Origin of the sequence: Caballeronia catudaia (assembly GCF_001544755.2) — a bacterium.
GTDB lineage: Bacteria > Pseudomonadota > Gammaproteobacteria > Burkholderiales > Burkholderiaceae > Caballeronia > Caballeronia catudaia.
In genome coordinates this window covers 77027-93807 of sequence record NZ_FCOF02000005.1, presented here as the reverse complement: position 1 = coordinate 93807, position 16781 = coordinate 77027, and the positions used below count along the sequence as shown (strand labels likewise).

Annotated in this window: 14 protein-coding genes; 5 read left to right on the top strand and 9 right to left on the bottom strand. The window is 64.7% G+C overall.

Features of this window, described 5'->3' with window-relative positions; genetic code table 11:
• Nucleotides 1-58: 58 nt before the first annotated feature.
• The 3 genes from AWB75_RS07345 to AWB75_RS07335 all read left to right on the top strand — a co-directional run bounded on the left by AWB75_RS07345 (nt 59) and on the right by AWB75_RS07335 (nt 4300).
• A complete protein-coding gene (locus AWB75_RS07345; RefSeq protein ID WP_235012012.1) occupies nt 59-2095 on the top strand; it encodes an FUSC family protein in 2037 nt (678 codons plus the stop codon).
• 228 nt (nt 2096-2323) lie between these two features.
• Nucleotides 2324-3820 carry an acetyl-CoA hydrolase/transferase family protein gene (locus AWB75_RS07340; RefSeq protein WP_061123583.1) on the top strand — a complete coding sequence of 499 codons (1497 nt, stop codon included), beginning with the start codon at nt 2324-2326 and terminating at the stop codon, nt 3818-3820.
• 123 nt (nt 3821-3943) lie between these two features.
• A complete protein-coding gene (locus AWB75_RS07335; protein WP_061123422.1) occupies nt 3944-4300 on the top strand; it encodes a host attachment protein in 357 nt (118 codons plus the stop codon).
• Nucleotides 4301-4351: 51 nt separating this feature from the next.
• On the opposite strand, the gene AWB75_RS07330 is transcribed toward AWB75_RS07335, so the two are convergent.
• Together AWB75_RS07330 and AWB75_RS07325 are read right to left on the bottom strand one after the other, a co-directional pair.
• The gene (locus tag AWB75_RS07330) at nt 4352-5740 is read right to left on the bottom strand and encodes an FAD-binding oxidoreductase (RefSeq protein ID WP_061123421.1); all 1389 of its coding nucleotides are present in this window, start codon (nt 5738-5740) and stop codon (nt 4352-4354) included.
• 396 nt (nt 5741-6136) lie between these two features.
• Complete coding sequence (locus tag AWB75_RS07325) at nt 6137-11002, bottom strand: NAD-glutamate dehydrogenase (RefSeq protein WP_061123420.1); 4866 nt, start codon at nt 11000-11002, stop codon at nt 6137-6139.
• A gap of 246 nt (nt 11003-11248) precedes the next feature.
• On the opposite strand from AWB75_RS07325, the gene AWB75_RS07320 reads away from it, so the two are divergent.
• Nucleotides 11249-11662 (top strand): cupin domain-containing protein, encoded by a 414-nt coding sequence (locus AWB75_RS07320; RefSeq protein ID WP_061123582.1) that lies wholly within the window; start codon nt 11249-11251, stop codon nt 11660-11662.
• On the opposite strand, the gene AWB75_RS07315 is transcribed toward AWB75_RS07320, so the two are convergent.
• Both AWB75_RS07315 and AWB75_RS07310 read right to left on the bottom strand, forming a co-directional pair.
• Entirely contained in the window at nt 11659-12153 is a 495-nt protein-coding gene (locus AWB75_RS07315) for an LEA type 2 family protein (protein ID WP_061123419.1), read from the bottom strand. The two genes, AWB75_RS07320 and AWB75_RS07315, sit on opposite strands and share 4 nt — an antisense overlap.
• 27 nt (nt 12154-12180) lie before the next feature.
• Complete coding sequence (locus tag AWB75_RS07310) at nt 12181-12696, bottom strand: metal-dependent hydrolase (protein WP_061123418.1); 516 nt, start codon at nt 12694-12696, stop codon at nt 12181-12183.
• 257 nt (nt 12697-12953) lie between these two features.
• Here AWB75_RS07310 and AWB75_RS07305 point away from each other — a divergent pair, with 257 nt between their 5' ends.
• Nucleotides 12954-13460 carry a M48 metallopeptidase family protein gene (locus AWB75_RS07305; protein WP_061123581.1) on the top strand — a complete coding sequence of 169 codons (507 nt, stop codon included), beginning with the start codon at nt 12954-12956 and terminating at the stop codon, nt 13458-13460.
• Between the two features lie 16 nt (nt 13461-13476).
• Here AWB75_RS07305 and AWB75_RS07300 read toward each other — a convergent pair whose 3' ends face one another.
• The 5 genes from AWB75_RS07300 to nthA are packed head-to-tail and all read right to left on the bottom strand — an operon-like array spanning nt 13477 to nt 16689.
• Nucleotides 13477-14175, bottom strand: a complete 699-nt coding sequence (locus AWB75_RS07300) for a 4'-phosphopantetheinyl transferase family protein (protein WP_061123417.1) — start codon at nt 14173-14175, stop codon at nt 13477-13479.
• Nucleotides 14172-14558, bottom strand: a complete 387-nt coding sequence (locus tag AWB75_RS07295; RefSeq protein ID WP_061123416.1) for a tautomerase family protein — start codon at nt 14556-14558, stop codon at nt 14172-14174. The genes AWB75_RS07300 and AWB75_RS07295 overlap by 4 nt, the downstream gene beginning before the upstream one ends.
• A gap of 22 nt (nt 14559-14580) precedes the next feature.
• The gene (locus AWB75_RS07290; RefSeq protein WP_061123580.1) at nt 14581-15369 is read right to left on the bottom strand and encodes a nitrile hydratase accessory protein; all 789 of its coding nucleotides are present in this window, start codon (nt 15367-15369) and stop codon (nt 14581-14583) included.
• 1 nt (nt 15370) lies between these two features.
• Nucleotides 15371-16045, bottom strand: coding sequence for a nitrile hydratase subunit beta (gene nthB / locus AWB75_RS07285; protein WP_061123415.1), 675 nt, complete (start codon nt 16043-16045; stop codon nt 15371-15373).
• Nucleotides 16042-16689, bottom strand: a complete 648-nt coding sequence (gene nthA / locus AWB75_RS07280; protein ID WP_061123579.1) for a nitrile hydratase subunit alpha — start codon at nt 16687-16689, stop codon at nt 16042-16044. Before nthA ends, nthB begins: the two co-directional genes overlap by 4 nt.
• Nucleotides 16690-16781: the final 92 nt, after the last annotated feature.

The following is a 16781-nucleotide window of genomic DNA, read 5'->3' as shown; positions in this document are numbered from 1 at the left end:
TTGTTGTCGAATCAGGAAAGAATGTTCCCGGATTCCCTCATTAATCCGGCGAAACGTCTTGCCTACAATCGGCGGCTTTCATGAACGACCGGAAGTGCGCTTGTCGACGCGCGATTCGATTCAGGACTGGCTCGCCACCGATGGCCTCGTCTGGCTGCATCTCGCGAAGACGCTCCTCGCCGCCTTCATCGCGATGGGCGTTGCGATGCGCTTCGAGCTGCCGCAGCCGCGCGTCGCGATGACGACCACCTTCGTGCTGATGCAGCCGTTCGCCGGCATGGTGCTCGCGAAGAGCGTCTATCGTTTCGCGGGCACGGCGCTGGGCATGCTGGCCGCGCTCGTGCTGGGCGCCGTGTTCGTGCAGCAGACCGAGCTCTATGTGCTCGCGCTCACGGCATGGGTCGCGGCGTGCATCGCGCTCGCGGTGCGTCATCGACAGTTCCGCTGGTACGGCTTCGTGCTCGCCGGCTACACGGCTGCGTTGATCGGCATTCCAGCCGTCACCGATCCCAATGGCCTGCTGATCGCGACGCTCTCGCGCGGTGCGGAGGTCATGCTCGGCATCGTGTGCTCGAGCGTCGTGAGCGCGCTCGTGTTCCCGCGTCACGCCAGCGCGACGCTTACGCAGACGGTCGCAAAGCGTCAGGCGCGTTTCGCCTCGTTCGCCGCAGACGTGTTGCGCGGGCGTCTTTCGCGCATCGAGCGTGAGCGCCGTTTCGCCGATTTCGTCGATGAGATCGTCGGCTTCGAAGCGACGCGCGGCTTCGCGGCGTACGAGTCAGCCGCGATGCGGTCCGGGCGTCGCGGGCTCGCAAGACTGAACAGCGCGTTCATGGATGCCTGCGGGCGTCTGCATGCGCTCGATCAGTCGATGAAGCGCCTGCCCGTCGCACGCGATGCACTTGCGCCCTTGCTCGAAGAACTCGCACGCATCTTCGAGCACGATGCGCTGGATGTGCATCTCAGGCATTACAAGGCGACGTTAGCGGCGCGCCTCGACTTCACGATATCGGCTGAACTGCTGTATCGCTTCGTCGACGACACGCTTCGCTATGTATCGATCGCCAACGGCGAACCACCGAACGAACGCGAGGCTTCGCGTTATGAAGCGAAGACCAGTCGCTTCGTCATCGCGGCGACGTTCGTGCGCACGGGCATCGTGATCGCCGCGACCGCGTGGTTCTGGATCGTCACCGCGTGGCCGAGCGGCGGGCATGCCGTGATCGGCGCGACGCTCGCGTGCGGGTTGTCGTCGGCATCGGCGCGGCCGTCGAAGTTCATCGTGCACATGACGATTGGCGCTGCTATCGCGATCGTCACGGGTTATCTGTTTCTGTGTCACGTCTACCCGGCAATTGACGGCTTCGCGCTCCTGTGCGCAATGCTCGCGCCACCGCTCGCAGCGGGCGCGTTCCTCGCGATGCGCCCCGCTTCCGCCGGATACGGCATCGGTTTTTGCGTGTTCTTCTGTCTGCTCGCCGCGCCCGACAACCGCATCGTCTACGATGCGGGCCTTTTGCTGAACGACGGCCTCGCGATTCTCGTCGCGATGCTGGCCGCAGCCATCGCGTGCGCGGTCGTCGTGCCGCCACGCACGCAATGGCTCGTCGGCAAGACCCTCGCGCAACTGCGCGCGATGGCCGCGCTCGCCTGCGAGGGCAAGCTCGCGGGACTCGGCGAGCGCTTTCACTCGGGCACGCACGATCTGATGTCGCAGTTGCGCGGCGTGCTCATGCGGCGCTCGCGCGAACATCGTCACGCGCTGTCGTGGATGCTCGTCACGCTCGAAGTCGGACAGGCGATGATCGATCTGCGTCACGAAGCGCGGTCGTTGAACGCGCAGCGCCTTCCCGATGCCTTGCGCATCGCGTGGAGCACATCGTTTGCGCGCGTGCTGCGCGACATCGCGGTGCTGTTTCGTGCGCCCGATAGCGAGACCTTGCGCCGCGCGATCGCTTCGGTCGTGGCGTCGATCATCGTCGCGCAAAGCATGCTCGATGAAGGTCACGACGTTCATCGCGCACTCGCGTACCTGCATGTCGTGCGCGCCGCGCTCGTCGATCCCGATGCGCCTTTCGATGCGCGTCATCGCTGAACGCATCTTTCTGCGATCTGCAAATGTGCCTTCCTGACGCGGCGATTTATCCGCGCCGATGCGCGACCTATAGTCGTGACGACGCGCTGAAATGTCGCAGCGTATCGAGCAATACAACGCATCGGAATAGACAAAGCGCAACGTTGCGCACCTTGCGGCTCATCAGGCGATACGCGCTACTTATAATCGCCCGCCCGGCTGGATCGAAGGAAGTTCGTGGAGATGTCGATGTACGAAGACCGTATTCGCTGTGCCGCATTGCGCGGAAAAATCACCTCGGCCGCCGCTGCGGCGCAACTCGTGCGCGACGGCATGATCGTCGGTGCGAGCGGCTTCACGCGCGCCGGCGACGCGAAGGCCGTGCCGCTCGAAATCGCGCGCCGCGCACGGGAGGAGAACGAACCGCTGCGCATCACGCTCATGACGGGCGCATCGCTCGGACATGACACGGATCGCCTTCTCACCGAAGCGGGCGCGCTCGCACGCCGCCTGCCGTTTCAGGTCGATGCGACCTTGCGCCGCGCGATCAACCGCGGCGACGTGATGTTCGTCGATCAACACCTGTCCGAGACGGTCGAACTGCTGCGCGCGAACCGGCTCGGCAAGCTCGATCTCGCGATCATCGAAGCGGCTGCGATCACGGAAACGGGCGGCATCGTGCCGACGACATCGGTCGGCAATTCCGCGAGTTTCGCGATCCTCGCCGAACGCGTGATCGTCGAGATCAATCTCGCGCAGCCGGCGGCCCTCGAAGGCTTGCACGACATCTGGATTCCCGAGCGCAGGCCACAGCGCGACCCGCTTCCGATCGTCGAGCCGCATGACAGGATCGGCGCGGCGGCGATCGAAATTCCCATCGAGAAGATCGCCGCGATCGTCATCACGAATACGCCGGACAGCGCCTCCACCGTGCTTCCCGCCGATCACGACACCGCGCTCATCGCCGGTCATCTGATCGAGTTCTTTCAGCACGAAGTGTCGCGTGGGCGCTTGCCCAAGCAGTTGCCGCCGTTGCAGGCGGGCATCGGCACGATTGCGAACGCGGTGCTGTCGGGCTTCGCGGCGTCGCCGTTCGAAGCGCTGACGATCTATTCCGAAGTGCTTCAGGACTCGACCTTCGATCTGCTCGATTCGGGCAAGGCGACATTCGCATCCGGCGCGTCGATCACGCTGTCCGCGCAACGGCAGGAAAAGGTGTTCAGCGAGATCGAGCGCTATCGCGACCGCCTCGTGTTGCGGCCGCAGGAAGTGAGCAATCATCCCGAGGTGATTCGCCGCCTCGGTCTCATCGCGATCAATACGGCGCTCGAAGCCGACATCTACGGCAACGTGAATTCGACGCATGTCGGCGGCACGCACATGATGAACGGCATCGGCGGCTCGGGCGATTTTGCGCGCAATGCAGCCTACGCGGTGTTCGCGACGAAGTCCGTCGCAAAGGACGGCCGCATTTCGAGCATCGTGCCGATGGTGCCGCATTGCGATCACAACGAGCACGATGTCGATATCGTCGTGACCGAGCGCGGGCTCGCGAATCTCACAGGCCTCGCGCCGCGTGAACGCGCGATGAGCGTGATCCAGAACTGCGCGCATCCGCTGTATCGCGATCTGTTGCGCGACTATTACCGCGATGCAGCAGCGCTCGGCGGCCACACGCCGCATCGTCTGGACCAAGCGTTTTCGTTCCACACGCGCTTTGCCGCCACCGGTTCGATGCTGCCCTGAAGCGCTTTGACGCGCGCCATGCTGCATCGCGATAGCGAGTGACGAGCGCGAACGGAGCCGCTTCGCGACAATCGGGCGCACAATGGCGGGAGCCCGCTTGGGCTGGCGAACAGGAGGAGCACCATGACCGCCATCACCTGGGTTCTTGCCGCCGACGGCAGCCGCGCGCGCATCTTCGAGACGCACGGATTGAAGCTGGATCTGCGGCAAGTGGAAGACCTCAGGAATCCGGCGCCGCGCGCGGCGGATACGGCGGACAAGCATCGCGAGAAATTCGCGCGATCCGTCGCCGAGTTTCTCGAACGCAGCCGCGCGCAATCACGTTTCGATCGCTTGCGCCTTGCCGTCGAGCCAAAGTTTCTGGGCGTGCTGCGCCAGCATCTCAGCAGCGAAACACGCAAGCTCGTCTACGAGGAAATCGACAGGGACGTGTCGAACATGGATACGCGCGAAATCGGCCGTCATCTCGACCGGCCCTGAATCATTCCTGATAACGCGCCGTTCCCCCTTCGAGAAACGGCGCGCCGTGCACTACGCCGCGGGCGCGATGTTCTGATTGCTGCGGAACAGGTTGTCCGGATCGTAGCGCCGCTTCACTTCGGCGAGCCGTTCGTAGTTCGGGCCATACGCCGATCTCACGCGATCGCCTTCCTCACCCGTCATGAAGTTCACGTAGACGCTGCCGATTGCGTGCGGCGTCATCGCGGCGAACATGTCGCGCGCCCACTTCGTGCATTTCTCGTCGTCGGCGGCATCGCTCCAGCGGCCGTGAATGTTGATCGTGTAGATGGAATCGCGATTCGCGTACGCGGTCGCATCGACGGGCACACGGTTCGTCTGCCCGCCCATCGCGCCGATGAATACTTCACACTGCGTCGACGGAAGCGACTTCACCGCATTCGTCAGGATATCGAACGTTTCGTCGTTGAGGCTCGCGAAGTTATGCGACTTCCAGTAGTTGCGCTCGCCGGGCGTGAGCAGCGGATCGAATGCCTTCTGCCAGGCCACGAAGGGCATCGCCCCGAGATGCTCGCCATAGGGCGTGCCGAAGCTGCGCACCGGCGCGAGCGCCCTCTCGCCATTCTCGACCGGCCCGACATAGCAGCTCGCAAGCACGACGACCGGCTTGCCATGCGCGTCTTCGGGCAGGAACGGCAGCGGCGGCGCGAGGCGCAGCACGGCCCACACGGTCAGTTCGTCCGGACTTTGCGCGACGAACTCGCGATACTTCGGCAGCACTTCGTCCGCCTGCTCGAGCGGAAACACGACGAGGCCGCCATAGATTTCCGGGCCGACTTCATGCAACTGATATTCGAACAGCGTGACGACGCCGAAATTGCCGCCGCCGCCGCGCAGGGCCCAGAAGAGATCGGGTTCGTTCTCCGCGCTCACACGCCGCCATTTGCCGTCCGCCGTGACGATTTCCGCCGCGACGAGATTGTCGACGGTCACGCCGAACTTGCGGCTGATCCAGCCGAAGCCGCCGCCGAGCGTGAGACCGGCGACGCCCGTGGTCGAATTGATGCCGAGCGGCGTCGCGAGGCCGAACGCCTGCGCTTCGTGATCGAAATCGGAGAGCAGCGCGCCGGGTTCGACATACGCGCGCTTCGCTTCGGGATTGACGCGCACGGATTTCATCGCGGAGAGATCGATCATCAATGCGTCGTCGCTGACCGCGCTGCCCGCGATGTTGTGGGAGCCGCCGCGAATCGAAACCAGCATGCCGTTGCCGCGCGCGAAAGCGAGCGCGGCGATGACATCGGCGGCGCCTGCGCAGCGCACGATGAGCGCCGGGCGCCGGTCGATGGTCGCGTTCCAGACCTTGCGTGCTTCGTCGTAGTCGGTGTCCGACGGTGAGATGACCTTGCCTCTCACCGACGCCTTGAGGGTGTCGATCGCTTCGCCTGAAATCTTGCTCATTGTGAGACCTCGCTGCTGAATGAAGCGCTGCGACGTGCCCGACCCTGCCAGATGGTACGGCGAAAGCGCAAGGAGCCCGTCGTCGGATCACGCGTGGCGGTTTGATCGGATGCACACAGGGGACCGCGATGACAGGGAAGAATTGCGACGAGCGGACGCTCCGGTCCGCTCAGTGATTTAATGCTTCGGGTTACGCGATGTAAAGGGGCTGGGCAGTCAAATCGTGCACGCGACCTAGCATGTATCGGACAAAGTTTCCGATTGCGGTCTTATCGAATTGAGTGCTTCATTCGCTCATCTGTATTCCTGATTTAATGTCCTCGATTTAAGGAAATCACGGCATAAAAAAACGCGCCGAGGATCGGCGCGTTTCGGGTTTGATTCGGTCAGTTCGCGTCAGGCCCGCTCCAGCACCGCCATTTCCCGCACGACGACCAGCAGCATCGACAAGCTCGCCCCGCCGCTCGCGCGCAACTCGGCGAGCAGGCGCGTGTACCGGTCGAGCGCCGCCTCCCGCTTCGCACGCCAGCTTTCGACGATCACGTCCGCCGAATCAATGCCGCGCGACTGTTCGAGCGCGCTCACCGTAAGCGCGCGCTTCAGCCGCGCCAGTTCCTCCAGCGCCGCCGCGCGCGCGAGCAGATCCCAGTGCGTCGAGATCGGCAGCGCCATCGCGCGTTCGGCGATGCCGCGATAGTCGAGCAACGTGCCAATGCCGAAGTACACGCTCGCGACGAGCTCCAGGCTGCGTTCCGAGCACGCCGCCACTTCCGCGCTGTCGAGCACCGCCGTCGCGATTTCGCCGCTCGCCACACGCGCCGCGAGACTGCTCTCGACGCCCGCATCCTCCAGTTCGCGCCGGCGCGCATACCACGCGTCGAGCTGCGTCGCGGGCAGCAACGCCGGCAATTGCGGCGCGAGCCGTTGCGCCGCCTCGCGGCAACGCGCAAGCAGACCCCGCGCCTCGGCCGTGCCGCTGCCGTTGTGCTTCAGATGGCGCAGGAACCACAGCGACGTATCGTCGAGCAGACGCACGACCTCGACGAACATGCGCGCCTGCACTTCGTCCGCGACGATATTGTCGAGCCCGTCGATGCTGCGCCAGAGATCGTCGAGATCGAAGACATCGCGCGACATCAGCGCCGCGCGCACGATATCGCTCGGGCGCGCATCGGTCTCTTCCATCAGACGATGCACGAACGTACAGCCCACGCGATTCACGAGCGCATTCGTCAGATGCGTCGCGAGGATTTCGCGCTTCAACGGATGGCGCTGCATCGTCTCGCTGTAGCGTTGCTGCAAGGGCTTCGGGAAATAATCGGGCAGCATGTCGGCGACGAGCGCATCCTCCGGCACGTCCGAGTCGAGCAGTTCGTCGTACAGCCACATCTTGCCGTATGCGAGCAGCACCGCGCGCTCCGGCGACGTGAGGCCCGACTTCGCCGCCGCGCGCTCGGCGATGTCATCGTCGTTCGGCAGGAATTCGATGCGGCGCTTCAGACGCCCCGCGCGTTCGAGGTAACGCATCATGCGCGCTTCGGCATCGAGCGTTTCGGCCTCGTGACGCTTCGCGATCGACAGCGCCTGCGTCTGCGCGTAGTTGTCCTTCAGCACGAGCAGGCCGACTTCATCGGTCATCTCGGCGAGCAACGCGTTGCGCTGCTTCTCGGTCATCTCGCCATCCGCGACGACGAGACCGAGCAGAATCTTGATATTGACTTCGTGATCCGAGCAATCGACGCCCGCGGAATTGTCGATCGCATCCGTGTTGATGCGCCCGCCATGCTGCGCGAACTCGATGCGCCCGAGTTGCGTCAGGCCGAGATTGCCGCCTTCCGCGACCACTTTCACGCGCAGCTCCGCGCCGTTCACGCGCACGGCGTCGTTGGTGCGGTCGCCGACCTGCAGATGCGTCTCCGCGCTCGACTTCACATACGTGCCCACGCCGCCGTTGTAGAGCAGATCCGCTTCGGCGAGCAGAATCGCGCGGATCAGCTCGTTCGGCGCGAGCACCGAAGCGCTGATGCCGAGCGCCGCCTGCACTTGCGGCGAGATCGGGATGGACTTCGCGGTGCGCGGATACACGCCGCCGCCCGTCGAGATCAGCGAGGCGTCGTAATCGGCCCAACTGGAGCGCGGCAGCGCGAAGAGGCGCGCGCGTTCCTCGAAGCTCGCCGCCGTATCGGGCGTCGGATCGAGAAACACATGCCGATGATCGAACGCCGCGATCAACTTGATGTGACGCGACAGCAGCATGCCATTGCCGAAGACGTCGCCGGACATGTCGCCGATGCCGACCACGGTGAAATCGGTCGTCTGGGTATCGAAGTTCATCTCGCGGAAATGGCGCTTCACCGATTCCCACGCGCCGCGCGCCGTGATGCCCATCTTCTTGTGGTCGTAGCCGACCGAGCCGCCGGACGCGAACGCGTCGTCGAGCCAGAAGCCGTATTCCTTGGAGATGGCGTTCGCGTAGTCGGAGAACGTGGCCGTGCCCTTGTCCGCGGCGACGACGAGATACGGGTCGTCCGGATCGTGACGCACGACATCGGGCGGCGGCACGATGCCATCGGCCGTGCGGTTGTCGGTCACGTCGAGCAGGCCGCGCAGGAACATCTGATAGCACGCGACGCCTTCGGCGAGAAACGCCTCGCGATCGGTCACCGGCGGCGGATTCTTCACGACGAAGCCGCCCTTCGATCCCACCGGCACGATCACCGTGTTCTTGACCATCTGCGCTTTCATCAGACCGAGCACTTCGGTGCGGAAATCTTCGCGACGATCCGACCAGCGCAGCCCGCCACGCGCAACGCGCCCGCCGCGCAGATGCACGCCCTCGACGCGCGGCGCATAGACCCAGATTTCGAACATCGGCTTGGGCTCGGGCAGGCCCGGCACCTTCGACGGATCGAGCTTGAACGACACATACGGACGCGGCTGGCCGCTTGCATCGCGATGAAAGTGGTTCGTGCGCACCGTCGCCGTGATGACGCCGAGGAACTGGCGCAGGATGCGGTCTTCGTCGAGATTGGGCACCTGATCGAGCGCCGCTTCGATATCGGCGAGCACGCGTTCGGCCGTCCGCTCCCGATCTTGAGCTGCGCCGCCGCGCGCCGGATCGAAGCGCACCATGAAAAGCTGCAGCAGCTTCTTCGCGATCTGCGGATTGCCGATCAGCGCGCGTTCGATATACGCATCGCTGAAGGTCGATCCCACTTGCCGCAGATACTTCGCGTACGCGCGCATGATCGTCACGTCGCGCGAACCGAACTGCGCGCGCAGCACGAGGCGGTTGAAGTCGTCGTTCTCGATTTCGCCCGACCACACGGCCGCGAATGCGTTCTCGAAGAGCGGCTTCACGCGGTCGATATCGAACTCGACATCGTCCTGCAACTCGAGCCCGAAATCGTGAATCCACGCGTTGGGCGCGCCCGTCGGCTCGATCAGATACGGCCGCTCTTCATCGACACGCACGCCGAGATGTTCGAGCATCGGCAAACTGTGCGACAGCGCGATCGGATCGCCGGCGCGATACACCTTGAAGCGGAACGCCCGCTTCCCCGCCTCGATCGGCCGATAGAGACTCATCGACAAACCGCCCGGCCGCGTGTGCGTCGCCTCAATCAGTTCGATGTCGCGCACCGCCGTGCGCGCCGGATAGTCCTCGCGATAGCCCGCCGGGAAAGAATCCGCGTAGCGCTGCAACAGACGGTTGCCCGCTTCCTCGCCGTGACTGTCGATGAGCGCGTCGGCGAGATCGTCCTGCCAGCGGCGCGCGACCTGCACGATGCGCGCTTCGAGCTCGCGCGTATCGACTTCCGGCATCGCGCCGCGATCCGCGCGCACGACGATATGAATGCGCGCGAGCGGCGACTCGGACAAGAGCGGCGTGAACTCGATGCTCTTGCCGTTGAACGCCTCCATCAGCACTTTGCTGATGCGGCGGCGCAGGTCGGTATTGAACTTGTCGCGCGGCACGAAGACGAGGCACGACACGAAGCGGTCGAAGCGGTCGCGCCGCACGAAAAGCCGCGTGCGCTGATGCTCCTGCAAACGCAGCACGCCGAGCGCGATTTCGAAGAGCGCGTCTTCGTCGGCCTGAAAAAGCTCGTCGCGAGGATACTGCTCCAGCACCGAGATGAGCGACTTCGCCAGATGCCCTCTCTCCAGGAAACCCGCGCGCCGCACGATGTTCGCGCACTTGCGTCGCACGATCGGAATCTCGGAAGTCGGCACGAGATACGCGGTCGACGTGTACAGGCCGAGAAAGCGCCGCTCGCCGATCACCTTGCCATCGGGCGACGTGCGCTTCACGCCGACATAGTCGAGATAGCCCGGCCGATGCACCGTCGCGCGCGAATTCGCTTTCGTCAGAAAGATGGGCGCCGCGCCTTCGATGATCGCGGCCGCGCCCGGCGGCAGCGGCGTCACATCGCCGGCGGAAGGCGCGCGCAAGGTCTCGCGCAGAATGCCCAGACCCGAGCCCGGCACGCCGCGCAGCGCGAACCCGCCTTCGTGCTCCACGAGCTCGTAATCGCGGCAGCCGAGGAACGTGAAGTGGTCCGCGACCATCCATTCGAGGAACGCGCGGGATTCGATGCCATCGGGCGTCGTGTCGCGCATTTTCAGATCGCCGATCGCGATACGCGCCGCGTCGGTGACCTTCGGCCAGTCCTCGACCGCCGCGCGCACGTCGCCGAGCACGCGCGCGATGTTCTCGCGCACTTCGTCGAGACGTTCGCCGTCGCTGCATCGGTCCACTTCGAAATGGATGAAGGATTCGAGCTCGGAGTTGCCGTCGCCCGCCTCGGCGTGACCCTGACCGATGCGCTCGATCTCGCCCGCATGCGCGCCCTTGCTCGCGCGCCACACGCGAAACACCGGATGGATCGCCGAATGCAGCGCGAGGCCGAGACGGTTCAGCTCCATCGTCACGGAATCGACGAGAAACGGCATGTCGTCGTTGACGATCTCGACGACCGTGTGATCCGAATGCCAGCCGTGCTGCTCCAGATTCGGGTTGTAGACCCGCAGCACCTCGCGCCCGCCGGCGAACTTCTGCGCCGTCTGCCAGTGCGCCATCGCGGCGCCGTAGAGATCGGCGACATCGCGGCTCGCGATATCTTCGACGTCGACCTGCTCGTAGTAGTAGCGAAGAAGCGGCTCGATAACCTTGAAGGTCGCTTCCGGCAGACGTCCTCGTGCAAATTCGAGGAGATCGTTGATGAGGTGTTCGACCCGCGCTTCGTTCTTGACCAGCATGGTGTCCTCCGATGCCTTCGGTTGCGATGCGGTTGCGGAACGCTCTTCGAAACAGGGAGATTATGCGCCGGACCGGGCATTTGGCCGCGCGTCGGGCATGTGCACCCGCACAACGGCGGTGCGCGCATGTCGATCGCATGTCGATCGCATGTCGATCGCATGTCGATGTAAGGTAGCCGCGCCGCGTGACCTTTGCGCGACACGCGCGATCGACTATTGTCGATGGACGTCCGACAGGAGAACGCCATGCAGGAAACGGAACAGAAGGTCGTCACCGTGCGGCCGCAGCAGGAGATCGCGGCGGCGGTTCAGCGTCTGCCGTATTTCATCGGATTGTCGGCCCGGACGGCGGGCACGCGCGGCCTGTCGATGCATCTCGTCGTCGTGCCGCCGGGCGGACAGGCCGAGCCGCACATCCACGTCGGCTACGAAACGGGCATCTATATTCTGGAAGGGCGCATCGAGACGCGCTATGGGCCGGGACTCGCGGAATCGGTCATCAACGAGCCGGGCGACTTCGTCTTCATCCCGCCTGGCGTGCCGCATCAGCCGGTCAATCTGAGCGCGACTGAACCGGCGCGCGCCGTGATCGCGCGCAACGACGCCAACGAGGCGGATCGTGTGATTCCGTACGATCCGGCGGAAGCGTCGCGGGTCTAGTAGCCGGTCGCGCTGCTCATCGGCAAGTCGACGTAGCCCGTGTCGGAAAAGCGCGCGCCGCCGAGCATGCCGCCCGCGAGCTTGCCGCGCACGGCGTACGACACCTTGTTGACGGTGTCGCCGGTCGCGAAGCCGAACGCCTGACGCGCGACCGAAAACGCCGACACGGTCACCGGCACGGACACGACCGTTTCGCCGAAACGCGGCACCGAGCCGCGCTGATCGCTCACGCCGCTCGCGAACGGGCGGCCGTTGAGGTCGAGATCGAGCGCGACGCCGTCGAAGTCGATCGGCGCGTCGTTCGGATTCTGCACGCGCAGCTTCACCGCGAAGCGCATCTCCAGACCCTGGCCTTCGAGCGGCTCGATGCCCGCGACGGTCACGCGCATCGCATCCCGGTTGAAGAAGCCCGCGCAGCCGTTGAGCGCGAGCATCGTGAAGAGTGCGGCGAAGAACAGTAGAAAACGACGCTTCGTGTGATGTGATTGCATGAGAACGAGACTCCTCGCGATGTCGGGCTAGATGCGCAGTGCGTTCAGCAGCATGCGGCCATAGGCATGATGAAACCAGACATCGTCGACGACGAAAAGCGCTGCGGCCCACGCTCCCGCCACGATGATGAGATCGCAATGCCCGCTCGTCCACAGATTGAGCGAATGACGCGACGCGATCCACGGCACGCCGAGCGGATTCGGCCAGTCCGCGAAAAGATGCATGAGGCCGCCGCATGCGAAGCCGAACGCGAGCGGCGCCGCGGGATGCCGCCCGAGAAAGTGATACGAAAGCGCGAGCAGCGCGGCCCAGCCGATGCCCCAGTGCGTGAGCGTGCGATGCGTGATCCACAGCCTGCGCGCACGCGTCCACCACGCGACTTCGAGCCAGTCCGGCGCGGTGGCGCCGGCCACACCCGCGAGCAGTGCGAGCACGCCGGCGAGCAGGTCCACGCGTGCCACCGTGACCGGATGCGTGACGACCGCCGCCGCGATGATGCCGGCCGCCCATCCGGTCGCGTGATGCGCCTTGCTCGATGCCATGAAAGACCGCCTTGTCGCCCTTGCCAGAAAGCGCGCATGTTCGCACGGCGCCTGCAATCGGGGCCGGGCTGAAACATAAACTTACGGAATTGCGCCCCCTGAAACAGCCTTGTGATCACAACGGCGGCGAGGTGGCGCGCCGTTGACTAAAATGTTTGCTAGATCGCTGCGCAATTCATGCTGCGGACGCTCTTCCGTGCGCCCCACGCCCGCCTGCGCATTCAGGCATTGAACGCATTCTTTTGAAATTCGCCGTCATGCAACACCTGAAATACCTGAGCGCCTACCCGAACACGCTACAGGACAAGGTGCGCCGATTGATCGCCCAGCAACAACTGGGCGCGTATCTCGACGCGCGCTATCCGAGCAAGCACGCGGTGCAGTCCGACCGCGCGCTCTACGGCTATTGCTCCGACCTCAAACAGGAATTTCTGCGCGTCGCGCCCGCCATCGACAAGGTCATCTACGACAGCAAGCTCGACGTTCTGCGTCATGCGCTCGGTCTACATACGGCCATTTCGCGCGTGCAGGGCGCGAAGCTCAAGGCGAAAAAGGAAATCCGCATTGCATCGCTGTTCAAGGACACGGCGCCCGAGTTTCTTCGGATGATCGTCGTGCATGAACTCGCGCATCTGAAGGAAAGCGATCACAACAAGGCGTTTTACCGGCTCTGCGAGCTGATGCAGCCGGGCTACCATCAAATCGAATTCGATCTTCGGTTGTATCTCACGCATCGGGATCTGCTGCGCACGAAGGCGGCGTGAGCGCCGTTGCGCTGCATCAAAACGACCAGGCGAGCGCGGCGGCGTAGCCGGAAGGCGCGGTGAGCGCGACGGCCTCGAACGCGCCGGCCGTTCGCGTGACCGTATAGCGTTCACCAACGCGCGGCAGGACCGAAAAACCGGTCAGCGTGATCGCTCCTCCGCCGATGCCGTCGCCGTGCGCCTTCAACACCGCTTCCTTAGCCGTCCAGCAGTCGAAGAATCCGCCGATGCGGGCGGCTTCGGGCATCGCTTCGATTTCGCGGCGGTCGGCATCGGCGAGCACGGCGGGCGCGAGTTCGCGCCAATGGTATGAGGGCGGCGCTTCCTCGATATCGACGCCCACGCGTCGCGCCCGCGATATCGCAATCAATCCGTACGCGCCCGAATGCGAGACGTTGAAATCCGGCGCGTCCGGCTGCGCGAGAAACGGCCTGCCCTTTTCGTTGGCGTCCAGCACGAGCGATGCGGCATCGCTGTTCGTCTCGGCGGCGAGCAGATGACGCAGGGTGCAACGCATCGTGGCGAAGCGCGCGGCATCCGCGTGGCGCAGGAAACGCGCGGCGCGTGCGCGTTCGCTTTCGTCGAGCGCCGCATACGCCGCGCCGTCGACCGGTGCGGTCAGGTCCAGCTCGACGAGCCAGACGCGCACGTCGGCGGGGGCCTCGGCGGGGAGCGGGATCGGGCGTATCTCGAAGGGAAGCGTCGTTTCGGTCATTTGGGTGCGTATTGCGCCTCGCCGTTGCCGAAGGACCAGTTCTCCTTCTTCACTTCGACGAGACTGATGAACACGTCCTCGCGCCGCAACTTCAGCCGCTCGTGCAAGCCATCGGCGACGGCCTTGTAGAACGCGGTTTTCTTCGCGAGATCGCGGCCTTCGTTGAGCGTGACCTGAATCACGATGCAATCGTCGGTGCGGATGATGCCGAGATATGTGCGGTCGATGATCAGATCCGTCGCGCCATGCTCCGCGACGATCTGAAAGCGGTCGTTCTCGGGCACGTCGAGCGTCGCGCGCATGGCGTCATACACCACGTCGCCGATTGCCGTGCGATACGCGCTATCTTTACCTTCCTGCAGGTCGATTCGAACGAGCGGCATGAGATTCTCCTCGTGGATGGTTTCAGCGATGATCCGGATGCAGCAGCAATCGCGGCACTCCCGCGCGATCGACATACACCACGGCGTTCTGCTCGAACGCGCTCATGAGCATATCGGCGGTGTCGGGCGTCGCGCCGAGCACGAAAAGGCTCGCTTCGGCGGTCCAGACCTTCGTCGGATCGACGCCCTCGCCCGGCAGCGCGCGCAGTCCCAACGCCCCGACACGTTCGACCAGACTGCGCTGCCGCTGCGCGTTTTCGTCAGGCGCGAGCACCTCGCCAAACGGATTGAACGCCGTGACGAACACCGCGCTCGCCACGTCGTGTTGCGCGAGCAAGGACACGACCGCCGCATTCGCGACGCCGATCTTCATGTCAATATCGTCGACACGATAGATCGCCGCGCGATACGCGTCGAGCGTCGCGGCGGTCAAGTCATGTCGGTGCCGCAGCACGATCGGCTGACCGTGCGGCGTGCTGCGCGCGGCCTCGTCCCATTCGACGCGCCGGTGCGCAAGCATAGCCTCGCTCACGCAGCCCTTCTCCGCGCTGAGGCGCTCCAGCGCGCTCAGCCAGTGCGCGTAGTACGTATCGCCGTGATCCGGGTCGCCGGATGCCTGCGCGTTGCCGATCGCGACGCTCAGCGCGTGCGCCCATTCCTTCCATGTGAAGACGCCGCGCTCGTGCAACGCGAGCGTCATCGCGAAGGCCTGCGCTTCCCAGGGCGCGCGAAACACGGGGCCATCGTCACCGAAAGGCAGTTCGGGCAACGCGGCGCGCAGTGCTTCCAGCTTCGGTTCGTCTGATGTCATGTCACGCGCGCGTCGCATCGAGATATGGCTCCCAGCAATCGACGCATACCGAAGACGCCGTCGTGTCCGGTCCCCACAGTTCGGTGGCATCGAAGCGCACGGTGTAGAGCCAGTGCGGATGCTCGCCGTGGCCAAGCGCGTTTTCATCGGGAAACACATGCGTGCCGCGCACCGCGACGATACGGCCGCGTTTGCCCCGGCAGTAGCGCGGCAAACGCGTATGCGTCGGCGGATTCATCAGCTTGGTTCGTACTTCATCGCCGACGGCAAAGCGCGCGGGCGATGTCGCCGGACGATCGACCGGCGCGCCGCGCAAGAGCGCCGCGCTCACGTCGGCCGCCTTCAGCACGCGCACGTTCGGCTTCGCGGCGGACTGCGCGTGGCCGCTCGCGATTTCATCGGCATTCGCGAGGCCTTTCGCGATGAGCAGCTTCTTCAAGCCCGCGAACCAGATCTCGTAATAGCTGCTGCCGAGATATTGCGCGGGCGGCAGACTTTCGCGCGCGGCCCGCGACGTGTCGATGTTCCATTGGCCCGTCGCGCCCATCGCGAGCGTCACGGCCAACACGCGCCGCTCCCAGTCCGCATGAAACGGCGATGCGCCCGGCGCGTCGCACACATCAATCTCGACGGGACCGAACGCCTGCATGCCGCCCATGTCGTGCGCCGCGTTCATGCCGATGCTCCCGCCGTCTGCGATGGCGCGAGCGCCAGGCCCGTGCCGATCATCGAATCACGCGTGACGAGGTTCGCGAGCGCGTCTTCGTCGAGATGATCGGTGCCCGCGGGACGCATCGGTATGACGAGATAGCGCACTTCGGCGGTCGAATCCCACACGCGCAGTTCGACGCGTTCCGGCAACTCGACGCCGAAATCCTTCAGCACGCCGCGTGGGTCGATCACCGCGCGCGAGCGATACGGCGCCGACTTGTACCAGACGGGCGGCAGGCCGAGCACCGACCACGGATAGCACGAGCACAGCGTGCAGACGACCATGTTATGCACGTCCTCCGTGTTTTCCAGCGCGACCATGTGCTCGCCTTGCCGTCCGGTGAAGCCGAGCGATGCGATGGCGGCGGTGGCATCGTCGAAGAGCCACGCGCGATACGCGGGATCGCGCCACGCCTTCGCGACCACGCGCGCGCCGTTGCGTGGCCCGACCTTGTGCTCGTACGTTTCGATGAAAACATCGAGCGCCTGGGGATCGATATAACCCTTCTCGACCAGCAGCGATTCGAGCGCGCGCACGCGCAGATCCATCTCCGGCAGCGCGCTGCCGGTGTGATCGTGTTCGTGGTGATGCGGATGTTCGTGGCTCATGAGCAGGCTCGCGAGTGGCACAGACGTCACACGTTACCGGAGCGGGCGCGAGCGTGCAAACATCGGTCATGGCGGCCTGCGCGCCGCCTATA

Bases quoted from the DNA above. Each gene is read 5' to 3' on its own strand.
- AWB75_RS07340 (WP_061123583.1), top strand. From the start codon at position 2,324: ATGTACGAAGACCGTATTCGCTGTGCCGCATTGCGCGGAAAAATCACC.
- AWB75_RS07335 (WP_061123422.1), top strand. From the start codon at position 3,944: ATGACCGCCATCACCTGGGTTCTTGCCGCCGACGGCAGCCGCGCGCGC.
- AWB75_RS07330 (WP_061123421.1), bottom strand. From the start codon at position 5,740: ATGAGCAAGATTTCAGGCGAAGCGATCGACACCCTCAAGGCGTCGGTG.
- AWB75_RS07325 (WP_061123420.1), bottom strand. From the start codon at position 11,002: ATGCTGGTCAAGAACGAAGCGCGGGTCGAACACCTCATCAACGATCTC.
- AWB75_RS07320 (WP_061123582.1), top strand. From the start codon at position 11,249: ATGCAGGAAACGGAACAGAAGGTCGTCACCGTGCGGCCGCAGCAGGAG.
- AWB75_RS07315 (WP_061123419.1), bottom strand. From the start codon at position 12,153: ATGCAATCACATCACACGAAGCGTCGTTTTCTACTGTTCTTCGCCGCA.
- AWB75_RS07310 (WP_061123418.1), bottom strand. From the start codon at position 12,696: ATGGCATCGAGCAAGGCGCATCACGCGACCGGATGGGCGGCCGGCATC.
- AWB75_RS07305 (WP_061123581.1), top strand. From the start codon at position 12,954: ATGCAACACCTGAAATACCTGAGCGCCTACCCGAACACGCTACAGGAC.
- AWB75_RS07300 (WP_061123417.1), bottom strand. From the start codon at position 14,175: ATGACCGAAACGACGCTTCCCTTCGAGATACGCCCGATCCCGCTCCCC.
- AWB75_RS07295 (WP_061123416.1), bottom strand. From the start codon at position 14,558: ATGCCGCTCGTTCGAATCGACCTGCAGGAAGGTAAAGATAGCGCGTAT.
- AWB75_RS07290 (WP_061123580.1), bottom strand. From the start codon at position 15,369: ATGACATCAGACGAACCGAAGCTGGAAGCACTGCGCGCCGCGTTGCCC.
- nthB (WP_061123415.1), bottom strand. From the start codon at position 16,045: ATGAACGCGGCGCACGACATGGGCGGCATGCAGGCGTTCGGTCCCGTC.
- nthA (WP_061123579.1), bottom strand. From the start codon at position 16,689: ATGAGCCACGAACATCCGCATCACCACGAACACGATCACACCGGCAGC.